Genomic DNA, 11,335 nt, shown 5'->3' on the forward strand with positions numbered 1-11,335 from the left:
AATATACCCCTAAGCCACAGCTGTTGTAACTTTTGGCGCAGCGCTTATAAATACACTGCCGTCTTCAATTTTTGCATCAAAAACCGGTAAGTGTATTGCTTCTACTTCTAAACATTCGCCTGTTTCTAAGCAAAAGTGTTGCTTATATAAAGGCGATGCGACAACTAATTTATTGTCGATTGAGCCAATAATGCCACGTGATAATACATTAGCTTTACCAATTGGGTCGTAGTTGCTAATGGCAAACACAGCCGTTGGATTTTGTGGAATGTAAAAAATAGCCACTTGCTGATTATTAACTAGTGCACATACGCCGCTATTAGCCACTAGGTTGTCGATTGTTCCAATATTATGCCAAGACATCAGCTTGCTCCTCTTCAACTTCCATTACTGGAATACGGTTTTGTGTATTACGTTGCTCACGTTTTTCGGCTTCTGTAGCAGGGCGAATTTGGTTACGCTCTTGCACAAATAAAATGTTGTCGTCGGTTTCGGGGCTATTAACGAACTGGCGGAATCGTTTGGCAGCATCTGGGTTTTCAATTGCTTTTTTCCACTCACAGGCATAGGTTTGTGTAATTAATTCCATTTGCGCTTCTAACTCGTCGCAAATACCTAAGCTGTCGTCAATAACTACGCTTTTAAGGTAGTCTAAACCGCCTTCAAGATTTTCCATCCATACCGATGTACGCTGTAATTTGTCAGCCGTTTTAATGTAAAACATAATTACGCGGTCAATGTATTTAATCAGTGTTGGCGTATCTAAATCGGTTGCAAATAAATCAGCATGGCGAGGGCGCATACCGCCATTACCACACACGTATAAGTTCCAGCCGTTTTCGGTGGCTATAATGCCAATATCTTTACTTTGTGCTTCGGCGCATTCGCGGGTGCAACCCGATACCGCCATTTTAAATTTATGCGGTGCACGTAACCCTTTGTAGCGGTTTTCAATTTCAATTGCGTGTCCAACGCTGTCCTGCACACCATAACGACACCAAGTACTACCTACACACGATTTAACGGTTCTGAGTGACTTACCATAGGCATGACCGGTCTCAAATCCGGCTTCTATAAGTCGCTCCCAAATAACAGGAAGCTCTTCTAAGCGCGCACCAAATAAATCAATACGTTGACCGCCAGTTACTTTGCAGTACAGGTTAAAGTCTTTTGCTACTTGTCCAATTACAATGAGTTTGTCGGGCGTTATTTCGCCACCCGCAATACGCGGTACCACAGAGTACGAGCCATCTTTTTGCATATTTGCTAGGTACGTATCGTTAGTGTCTTGTAAGCCAACATGAGCGGGCTCTAAAATAAAGTCGTTCCATGTTGAGGCTAAAATAGAGGCAATGGCAGGTTTACATATTTCACAGCCATGACCGCTGCCGTGTTTAGCTAGTAAGTCATCAAAGCTTTTAATGCTTTCTACTTTTACCATGTGCAGTAGTTCTTGACGTGAATACGCAAAGTGCTCACATACATGGTTGTTTACTTCAACTCCACGACTTGCTAATTCGTTATCAACAACTGATTTTAATAATGCCGCACAACCACCACAGCCGCTTGCTGCTTTAGTGCATGATTTTACCGATGCTAAATCGCATGAGCCGCCATCAATCGCGCCTACAATGTCGCCTTTACTCACATTGTGACACGAACAAATAGTGGCGGTGTCGGGTAGGGCACTGCCAGATAACGAGGGTGCGCCGCCGCTGTCTGGTAAAATTAAACACTCAGGGTTTTCTGGTAAGTCCATATCGTTAAGCATGTACTGCAATAAAGTATCGTAATCGCTGGTATCGCCAACAAGTACAGCGCCCAGTAATTTATCGCCTTTTTCACTTAGTATGATTTTTTTATAACAGCCGCGAATAGCATCTTGATATATAAGTTCTTTACAGTCTGGCGTTTTTGCGTGAGCGTCGCCAATTGAGCCTACTTCTACGCCTAACAGCTTAAGTTTTGTGCTCATGTCCGCACCTAAAAACTCAAGCTCGCCACCACTTAACTGGCTCGCTGCAACGCGCGCCATGTTGTAACCCGGTGCAACTAAACCAAATAGTTTTTTGTCCCACAGGGCACACTCGCCAATGGCTAAAATATCAGGATCTGACGTTTGGCATTGGTTATTAATAATAATACCGCCGCGTTCACCAAGCTCTAAATCAGCAATTTTACCTAGTTGGTCGTACGGGCGAATACCGGCAGAGAACAAAATTAGGTCTGTTTCTAAAAATGTTTCGTCCGAAAAATTTAATCTAAAGCGACTCGTTTCGCCTTTTACTATTTCGCTGGTCGCCTTTGATGTATGTACGGTTACGCCAAGTTTTTCTATTTTATTTTTTAGTAGCGTACCGCCTTGTCCATCAAGCTGAACAGCCATAAGTTGTGGTGCAAATTCAACTACGTGGGTATCAAGCCCCAGTTGCTTAATGGCATTTGCAGCTTCAAGCCCCAACAAACCACCGCCAATAACAACACCGCTTTTACTTGCAGCCGCACTGGCTTTTATTTGTTCTAAATCTTCTAATGTGCGATACACCAAACAATGAGGTTGGTCGTTACCTTTTATAGGCGGCACAAACGGAAATGAACCTGTTGCCAATATAAGTTTGTCGTATGGGTATTGCTCACCGGTTAATGTGGTCACTATTTTTGCTGATCTATCAATGCCTTCAACCCACTGGCTGGTATGCACATTAATATTAAGCTGTTTGTAGTTGTCGTGAGTGGTAAGTGCTAAATCGGCGGCGGTTTTGCCATCAAATACACTTGATAAGTACACGCGATCGTATGCAAGATTTGCTTCTCCGCAAAGTACAGTAATGTCTGCGTTGGCATCGCTTTGGCGCATTTGCTCAACAAAGTGGTGTCCGACCATACCATTACCAATAATGAGTATTTTTTGCGAGGTTTGCATAGGGCATTCCTTAAAGTGACGGTTTAAATACAAATAACAAAAAAGCCCGCCACAAATACGCATTATGCATAACTGTGTGCGGGCTTCTTTGCCGATGGTTGCTAATAGCTATTGTGCTCACAACCTAAATTTTTGCCGTAAGTAAAACGGGCTTGTTAATAGAATGTTTGCAAAAACACAGCCAGTTTTTTAAGTTATTGTTTAAATAGTATTTAATGTGTTTTTAGAGTGAAGATAAAACCTATTTTGTTATATGTTGGTGCGCGTCTGGCACTAAGAGGGTGCAAGTATTGTCATTGTTTTGTGCATTATCAGTCAATAAAACACCCATTATCATTCATTGTGTATTGGGTTAAATTTAACCCATGAAATACGCACACGAATTACGAGCAAAATGACTAACACAAACTCAATAGATGCTTCACCTTTTCACGAAGGCGAGCTGGCAATACAAGACAAACTCGGTAAACGAGAAATAATGGCAACATTTGGCAAACGTGCCGTGCGCTCATTTATGCCAAAGCAGCATCAAGCCTTTTTTGAGCAGTTACCATTTGTGGTTGCAGGCAGTGTTGATGAAAACGCCGATGTGTGGGTATCTATTGTTTCAGGACAGTCGGGCTTTTTAAGCGCCCCAACTCCTACGTCGTTATTAATGACCCATGCGGTTGATAAAAACGACCCTCTACATAACACGTTAAATATTGCCGGCTCGCCAATTGGTTTATTAGGTATTGAACTAAGTACACGAAGGCGTAACCGTTTAAACGTGCGCGTAAGTGAGGTAATTAGTGATAATCAGGTGAGTTTTAGTGTTGATCAATCCTTTGGAAATTGCCCGCAGTATATTCAAACGCGCGACTTAACGTTTAATAGAGATCCTTTACTTAAAAGTAATGCACTGCAAAAAGTTGAATTTAATACACTCGATAACGCAGCTAGTGTGTTAATTGACACAACCGATACATTTTTTGTTTCAAGCTCTATAACCGCTAAAAACAACCCAAAAATTGAAGGGGTTGATGTTTCTCACCGTGGTGGGTTGCCGGGTTTTGTAAAGCGAGAAGGCAACACATTAACGATTCCTGATTACGCTGGTAACAATTTTTTTAATACCATGGGTAACTTTTTATTAAACCCAAAAGCAGGTTTGCTATTTCCTGATTTTGACACGGGTAATGTATTAATGCTTACTGGCAGCGTTGAAATTTTATGGGACGGGCATCCAGATTTACAAGGCTTTATTGGCGCAGACCGAGGCTGGAAATTTACCCTCACTAAAGGAATGTGGCTTAAAAACTTACTCCCGTTTAGTGCTAAATTTGATGCTTATTCCCCTAACACTAAAATGACGGGCACGTGGCTTGAGGCTGATAAAAACAAACAAGCCGAAAAACTAAAACATACGTGGCAGCCTTTAAAAGTAACTAAAATAACGAAAGAAAGTGATGTAATTACATCATTTTATTTAGAAGGGCATAACAATACAACCTTGCTACCGTTTAAAGCTGGGCAGCACTTAACCGTACAAATACCAAGTAAAAGTAGTGGTAATAGCAATAACAGTAATAGCAAAGTCGTTATTAGAACCTACACCGTGTCATCGAGCCCTCATGAACTATTTTATCGGTTATCGATTAAAAAAGAACTCAGTGGCGAGGTGTCTAACTACTTTCATAATAACGTAAAAGTAGGCGACGTTATTTTAGCTAAATACCCACAAGGGCAGTTTGTTATTGACCCAACCAGTACCAAACCAGCGGTGCTAATTGGTGGCGGAATAGGTATTACACCTATGATCTCAATGGCTAAACATATTGCCAATGAAGGGTTAAGAACCCGCTATACACGCCCTTTGCATATTTTTCATAGTGCTAAAAATAAACAGCAGCGTGCGTTTTATAACGAGCTAAAAACGCTTGCAGATACAAGTGGCTGCGCAATTGATTACTACTCACTTTTATCGCAGCCTGAGCTTGATGAAAAGCAAGACAATGGCTTTAATTTAAAAGATGAGAGCTTTAATTTAAAAGACGAGGGCTTTGATTTAAAAGGGCGCATAAATGCGGATGTGTTTAGGTATTATTTACCACTTGATGATTACGAGTTCTTTTTATGTGGACCGCAAGCATTTATGCAGCATGTATATAACGAGCTGTTATTACTCGGTGTGCAGGACAAAAACATATTTGCGGAAGCATTTGGACCCTCCAGTATTAAGCGCAAAGTGCTTAACACAAACGAAGCGCCTAATAAAAGCAAAGAGATTAGCACTGAGGAAGCCGACAACACCGTAATTAAATTCAGTAAATCGGGCTTTGAACAACGCTGGAATAAAGGCGATAACACTATACTTAATGTAGCCGAAGCCCATGGTTTAGAACCTGAATTTGGCTGTAGAAACGGCAGCTGCGGCAGTTGCGCCGTAAAAATAAACGCAGGCGCCGTAGTGTATCGCAATAACGTAAGCTACCCAGTAGAGGCAGGGCAGGCGCTAATTTGCTGCGCCGTACCGGCTAAAGGCGTTGATGAACTTGATTTAGAGCTTTAAAGCTTGAGAAGATTTTGGTTAATAGATAGAAATACCGTGGTCAAAGTTACAAGTCATTAGAAATTCTTTACTACTTGTTTTTTATATGAATTGCTTAACTGTAATTTGCTTGCTGCAATATACCCATTAGGTATTTTAGTTTTCAGCACATTATTAACTGATACATTAGATTCTTATTTCCATTACATATGAGCTAATTTAGTAAATGTTTTTTTATGTGTTTTTAAAGCTAATTTAGCTTCAGATTTTACAATTTGCTTACCTGCTTCACCAGATAAATCTAAAATTTTAGTTGCTTTTATCTTAGGTCTATCAACCGCTGAAACGCCGTAAGCTTCAACTTTTTTATTCATTACAACTACCCTTAATAATAGAGTACATTAACGGAATTTTTTTGACTATAAATTGTATAGTGAAAAAATGTAGTCAACAGTATTGTTCTGTCTAAGCTGCCTGTATAATCTATACCCACGAAGGATCACCATATATAGGATGTTCGGGAATATAAATTTTGAATGTATCTTTAACTATTTGAGCTTTGTATAGTTTTATATCTAAATTATACTGCTTGTTAACATTATCAATTAAAATCTCAATTTCATTAATCTTTTTTTCATCAAATTTAACACCAAGTATTATTGATTTAAGTAAATTTCTGCGGTATTTGTGTATACCAGCTCGTCTATGCATATCTAAGCATCTGATCTCATCTTCATACTCCCAATCAAGACCTTTAACTAATAAATCGTGAACAAAATCAGCGTCTTTTAGTTCTTTTATTGGTTTTTCTTTATTATATTCAACATGAAAAGAGCATAAAAACTCTTCACTATAATCGGGATTATCAGGTATCTCATTTCTAAACTCAGCAACTATACCTTTATGATTATTGCCATAATGTGCCCACATTAATAAATTACATGCTTTAGACGTTAACGAACATACGCCAATATCATTTCTAATCAAACTTTGCCAAATCCCTTTAGAAACTGATCGTTTTACATTTGCAATCATCTTTCCTTTGTTCATTATTCTTCCAGAAGGAGAGTAACCTAAAGCATCACCGGCTTTCTTAAGCGTTTCTTTATCCTTTAATATTAAAGTATCTACATTTTCTAATGTATATGATGGTAAACAATCAAATGGGTCATTAAATTCGTTTGGGTTTGTAAACTTCATGGTGGCATCTTTAATAAGAAACTTTGCCCCATCGCCATATTCCATGTACTTATACTTAAAGTCACCTTCGTAAATTTTACCAACCATTATATTACCCATAATAAAGCTTAACTATTTATCAGAGGACATTTCTTTAATTTCCACCTGAAAATGTCCCTATATTGTGAAGATGTATTAATAGCAAATAGCGTAACCTATTGCCAATTATAAATATTATCACTGAATCTCAAGTAGCACTTAAACGAACACAAAAAAAGAGGCTTAATAGCCTCTTAAAAAATAGTATTAAAAACTTAAAACACTAAGCGAGCAAACCCGCTTTTGTTTCAGGCATTGCTATAAAACCATCAAGTTTACGAATGTTGCTTAACCATCTTAAAATGTTTGGGTATTGCTCAAGTGATACGCCGCCCTCTGGTGCGTGTGCTATGTACGAAAAGTTGGCAATGTCGGCAATAGTTGGCTGAGTGCCTACTAAGTACTCGCGATTTTGTAAGTATGCATCCATTGTTTTAAATAATGTGTGGGCAATGTTTATCGCGTTTTGATGATCAAGCTCTGCGCCAAATACCGTAACTAAACGCGCCGAACACGGACCTGAAGCCACAAGTCCTGCAGCAACGCTCAACCAGCGCTGAATGTGTGCTTGAACAGTAATATCTTCAGGGTACCAGGTTCTGTTAGCATCAAATTTTTGTGCTAAGTACACTAAAATAGCGTTTGAATCGTTAATAATGTCGTCGTTGTTTTTAAGTACCGGTACTTGTCCAAAAATATTCATTTTTAGAAAGTCAGCGTGCTTTTGCGCGCCGTCTTGCAGTGCAACATCAACCATATTTACATCAAGCTTTAAAAGCGATGTAAATAGCTCTGCACGATGAGAATGACCAGATAAAGTAAAACGGTATAGCGTTAGGTTGCTCATGGGTTGTCCTGTTTTTAATTTTGAATAGTGATTTTTAATAACGCTATTCTTTCACTATTATCAGTTTTGAAAAACCAAGCTAGTAAGGAATAAATGTCAATGCTATATTGACAATCATGGATACTATTATTGGCATTAAAACAATCATCGCGGTTGTTGAAACAGGCTCTTTTACAGCCGCAGGCGACAGACTAGGGCTTTCAAAGGCGCTGGTTAGTAAATATGTGGGCATTGTAGAGCAAGACTTAGGGGTTAGATTATTTAACCGCTCCACGCGTAGAATTTCGATTACCGAAGCGGGGCAAAGTTATTACGCAAGCGTAGTGCCGGTAATTGAAAGCTATAGCGAAATGCTCGATAACTTATCGGGTCAAACAGCGCTTGCTAGCGGCAAACTTCGGGTGAGTGCGCCGGTGTCGTTTGGTGAATCAAACCTTGCGCCGTTAATGCCTGAGTTACTGAGCCAATACCCTGATTTAAGTATTGATTTAGTGCTTTCAGACAAAACAATTGATTTGCTAGAAGAGGGGGTTGATTTAGCAATAAGAATTGGCAGTGTGTCTGACTCTAATTTAATTGCGAGGCAAATTACCAGTTACCCTTTAATTTTATGTGCATCACCCGAATACATTCAGCGTTTTGGCGCACCTATAAGTGTTGGCGAGCTTGAACAACACGCTACGGTGATTGATAGCAACTTTAAAATAGGTCGCCATTGGCCTTTAATTTCACCTAGTGGTGAGGCATTAACGGCAAGCGTAAACTCGCGTGTTTCGGTTAATAATCCGCAAGCTGTAAAAGAGGTGGTTGTAGCAGGTGGCGGTATTGGCTTAATTCCTGAGATAGTGGTGAGAGACGATATTGCATCGGGTAAGCTTGTACAGGTTATGCAAGGTTATAAAACCTTTGAGTTTGGCTTATTTGCTATTTATCCGCATAGAAAGTTTGTGGCTCAAAAGGTTACGTCGTTTATTCAGTTTTTATTTGAAAAGTTTGAAGCTAAGCCAAAAACAAAAAAGCCTAAAATCAGTTAAGTGATTTTAGGCTTTTTAAAGTAGGTCATTTAAAACAGTTGCTTACTTAAAAATGGCGCTTACTTAAAACAACCACTTACTTTAATATAATAACTGGCACATCGTTGTTTTCGAGCATTTTAATGGTATTACTGCCCACAAAAAACTGCCTTAACTTAGAATGCCCAAAAGCCCCCATAACAATTAAATCAATATTATTTTGTTCTTTGTATTGCATTAACGAGTCAAAAACATTGCCCTCTAAAAAGCTTGCAGACACTTCAAAACCCATACTACTGAGTTTAAATTGAGCGTTAAGAAACTTCTCTTCTAAGTTCTTCTCATTATTATTAATACTCACTAAATGACAATGAAGCCCATGTAATAAACCGCCATCAATGACTTGTTGCAGTGCTTTGTCGGCTGTTTCGCGACCATCGTACGCAATCATAAATGATTTAGGCTGCTTAAACTTTTTAGAAATAAGCAATATTGGTTGCGAGGCGCTACGCACGAGCGTTTCGATGTGTGAACCAAGTGCATTTAAATCAACACGATGATCAACACCATTTCGACCAATAACGATTAAGCGAGTATCATCTTTAAAATCAATAATAGCGTCGATTACATCACCGTGACGTTTAATTAATTCATAGTTTTGAATATGAGCAATTTTTGCTTGTACAGCAACCGAGTCGAGTAATTCATCTGCTAGTTTTAAAGAAACTTTACTACGGTGTTCATCGAGTTTTGTCATTTCTTCAAGCAAAGCCGATTGGGCACCTAAACCAATTGTACCGGTGTAGTTACCTACATTAGTTTGTTGTATTTTTTCAAGCATATGTATAAAGCCAATTGATTTATCTAGCTTTTTTGAAGCCCAAATAGCAGCTTCGGTTACAGCGTGTGTAATGACAGAGCCATCGATACAGGTAATTATTTTTTCCATTACATTCTCCTTAATGACCGCCAAGTAGTTTATCGACTTCTTTGGGGTCGTTATGTACGCCAAACTTATCAACAACTGTTTCGGTTGCGCTATTCATACCAACAATATTAACTGTTGCGCCTTCGCGTCTAAACTTAATAACCACCTTATCGAGTGACGATACACCGGTTATATCCCAAAAGTGGGCATGGGTTAAATCAATTACTACGTTAGAAACCGCATTTTTAAAATCGAACGACGCTATAAACTGCTCAGCTGAGGCAAAAAATACCTGGCCTACAACTTCATAAGTTACTAGGTTTTTAGTTTCATCGTGCTTAGTAGTAACAACCATAAAGCGACCAATTTTGTTCGCAAAAAACAACGTAGCTAGCAATACGCCAACTAAAACACCAATGGCAAGATTATGCGTGGCAACAACCACAATAACGGTTGAAATCATCACTACGTTTGACGAAAGCGGGTTCTTTTTTAAATCTTTAACGGATGTCCACGAAAACGTACCAATAGATACCATAATCATTACTGCAACTAATGCCGCCATAGGAATTAAACGCAGCCACTCATCTAAAAACACCACCATGATGATTAAAAATAAACCAGCAATAAAGGTTGAAAGTCGTCCACGACCGCCCGATTTAACGTTAATGATTGATTGCCCAATCATGGCGCAACCCGCCATACCACCAAATAAACCTGCGCCAATATTTGCAATACCTTGACCTTTACACTCTTTATTACGATCGCTCGTTGTATCGGTTAAGTCATCAACAATAGTGGCGGTCATCATTGATTCAAGTAAGCCCACAACCGCAAGACCAATCGAATACGGTAAAACAATTTGCAGCGTTTCGAGTGTTAGCGGTACATCGGGCCATAAAAATATAGGTAGGGTGTCTGGCAGTTCGCCCATGTCGCCAACGGTTCTTATATCAAGCCCTAAAAACAGTGAAACCAGTGTAATAACAACAATACACACTAAAGGAGAGGGAAGGATTTTGCCAATAGCTGGAATATACGGAAATAAGTAAATAATACCTAAGCCCGCAGCGGTCATGGCGTAAACATGCCAAGTAACATTGGTAAGCTCAGGTAATTGCGCCATAAATATTAAAATCGCTAATGCGTTTACAAACCCTGTAACAACAGAGCGCGATACAAACCGCATTAACTCACCAAGCTTTAAAAAGCCTGCAAATATTTGCAGTACACCGGTAAGTAAGGTAGCAACCAGTAGATATTCCAGACCGTGATCTTTAACCAGCGTCACCATTAACAGCGCCATTGCACCGGTAGCAGCCGATATCATGCCAGGGCGTCCGCCTACAAAGGCAATAATAACCGCAATACAAAATGAGGCATATAAACCTACTTTTGGATCAACACCCGCAATAATAGAAAAGGCAATAGCTTCCGGTATTAGGGCAAGCGCCACAACAATACCAGCAAGCACATCACCACGAACATTAGAGAGCCAATCTCTTTTTACGTGATCAAACATGTAATAAACCTAATTAGTTAGTTTCCCAAAGTATAGGGGAGTATTTTATTTAAATAACAATGATTCTCGCGCAGATGGCGATTAAGGGTGCACGCAACGTGCTGATGAAAAAGGGAGTGGTTGCCTAGGGCGGCGTAAGTTTCAAGTAAAAAGCTCCTTTTTGATTAATTAATTTACTAGCTACGTGAAAATAACATAAGAAAAAGTTTGTTTCTAGCGAATAGAAAAATAGAAGGTTACGGCTGATGAATAAAAGCCTAGTTACATTTTAGAAACATATACAATAAATAAGTT

The 11,335-nt window shown here is 39.3% G+C and carries 9 protein-coding genes; 2 read left to right on the top strand and 7 right to left on the bottom strand.

The annotated features are described in order from the left end of the window. Positions 1-9: 9 nt before the first annotated feature. Both nirD and nirB read right to left on the bottom strand, forming a co-directional pair. A complete protein-coding gene (gene nirD, locus GQR38_RS12595; RefSeq protein WP_165721822.1) occupies positions 10-363 on the bottom strand; it encodes a nitrite reductase small subunit NirD in 354 nt (117 codons plus the stop codon). Then, positions 350-2,923, bottom strand: coding sequence for a nitrite reductase large subunit NirB (gene nirB, locus GQR38_RS12600; RefSeq protein ID WP_165721821.1), 2,574 nt, complete (start codon positions 2,921-2,923; stop codon positions 350-352). Before nirB ends, nirD begins: the two co-directional genes overlap by 14 nt. A gap of 394 nt (positions 2,924-3,317) precedes the next feature. Between nirB and GQR38_RS12605 the strand changes: the two genes are divergently transcribed. Further along, complete coding sequence (locus GQR38_RS12605; protein WP_165721820.1) at positions 3,318-5,474, top strand: pyridoxamine 5'-phosphate oxidase family protein; 2,157 nt, start codon at positions 3,318-3,320, stop codon at positions 5,472-5,474. A 182-nt stretch (positions 5,475-5,656) separates the two neighbouring features. Here the strand turns inward: GQR38_RS12605 and GQR38_RS12610 are convergent, their stop codons facing one another. From GQR38_RS12610 to GQR38_RS12620, 3 genes are all read right to left on the bottom strand, one after another. Further along, positions 5,657-5,827, bottom strand: coding sequence for an acetyltransferase (locus GQR38_RS12610; RefSeq protein ID WP_165721819.1), 171 nt, complete (start codon positions 5,825-5,827; stop codon positions 5,657-5,659). 109 nt (positions 5,828-5,936) lie between these two features. Continuing rightward, positions 5,937-6,740, bottom strand: a complete 804-nt coding sequence (locus GQR38_RS12615) for a DUF2971 domain-containing protein (RefSeq protein ID WP_206006190.1) — start codon at positions 6,738-6,740, stop codon at positions 5,937-5,939. Positions 6,741-6,954: 214 nt separating this feature from the next. After that, the gene (locus GQR38_RS12620) at positions 6,955-7,578 is read right to left on the bottom strand and encodes a glutathione S-transferase (protein ID WP_165721818.1); all 624 of its coding nucleotides are present in this window, start codon (positions 7,576-7,578) and stop codon (positions 6,955-6,957) included. 116 nt (positions 7,579-7,694) lie between these two features. On the opposite strand from GQR38_RS12620, the gene GQR38_RS12625 reads away from it, so the two are divergent. Continuing rightward, a complete protein-coding gene (locus GQR38_RS12625) occupies positions 7,695-8,612 on the top strand; it encodes a LysR family transcriptional regulator (RefSeq protein ID WP_165721817.1) in 918 nt (305 codons plus the stop codon). A 76-nt stretch (positions 8,613-8,688) separates the two neighbouring features. On the opposite strand, the gene GQR38_RS12630 is transcribed toward GQR38_RS12625, so the two are convergent. Further along, the gene (locus GQR38_RS12630) at positions 8,689-9,540 is read right to left on the bottom strand and encodes a universal stress protein (protein WP_165721816.1); all 852 of its coding nucleotides are present in this window, start codon (positions 9,538-9,540) and stop codon (positions 8,689-8,691) included. A gap of 10 nt (positions 9,541-9,550) precedes the next feature. Further along, positions 9,551-11,041 carry a SulP family inorganic anion transporter gene (locus GQR38_RS12635; protein ID WP_165721815.1) on the bottom strand — a complete coding sequence of 497 codons (1,491 nt, stop codon included), beginning with the start codon at positions 11,039-11,041 and terminating at the stop codon, positions 9,551-9,553. Between the last annotated feature and the right edge of the window lie 294 nt (positions 11,042-11,335).

It is taken from the genome of Pseudoalteromonas sp. c7(2019) (assembly GCF_011378625.1).
GTDB lineage: Bacteria > Pseudomonadota > Gammaproteobacteria > Enterobacterales > Alteromonadaceae > Pseudoalteromonas > Pseudoalteromonas arctica.

Excerpts from the sequence above, each read along its gene's own strand:
- GQR38_RS12615 (WP_206006190.1), bottom strand. The coding sequence starts at position 6,740 with ATGGTTGGTAAAATTTACGAAGGTGACTTTAAGTATAAGTACATGGAA.
- nirD (WP_165721822.1), bottom strand. The coding sequence starts at position 363 with ATGTCTTGGCATAATATTGGAACAATCGACAACCTAGTGGCTAATAGC.
- GQR38_RS12620 (WP_165721818.1), bottom strand. The coding sequence starts at position 7,578 with ATGAGCAACCTAACGCTATACCGTTTTACTTTATCTGGTCATTCTCAT.
- GQR38_RS12635 (WP_165721815.1), bottom strand. The coding sequence starts at position 11,041 with ATGTTTGATCACGTAAAAAGAGATTGGCTCTCTAATGTTCGTGGTGAT.
- GQR38_RS12625 (WP_165721817.1), top strand. The coding sequence starts at position 7,695 with ATGGATACTATTATTGGCATTAAAACAATCATCGCGGTTGTTGAAACA.
- GQR38_RS12630 (WP_165721816.1), bottom strand. The coding sequence starts at position 9,540 with ATGGAAAAAATAATTACCTGTATCGATGGCTCTGTCATTACACACGCT.
- GQR38_RS12610 (WP_165721819.1), bottom strand. The coding sequence starts at position 5,827 with ATGAATAAAAAAGTTGAAGCTTACGGCGTTTCAGCGGTTGATAGACCT.
- GQR38_RS12605 (WP_165721820.1), top strand. The coding sequence starts at position 3,318 with ATGACTAACACAAACTCAATAGATGCTTCACCTTTTCACGAAGGCGAG.
- nirB (WP_165721821.1), bottom strand. The coding sequence starts at position 2,923 with ATGCAAACCTCGCAAAAAATACTCATTATTGGTAATGGTATGGTCGGA.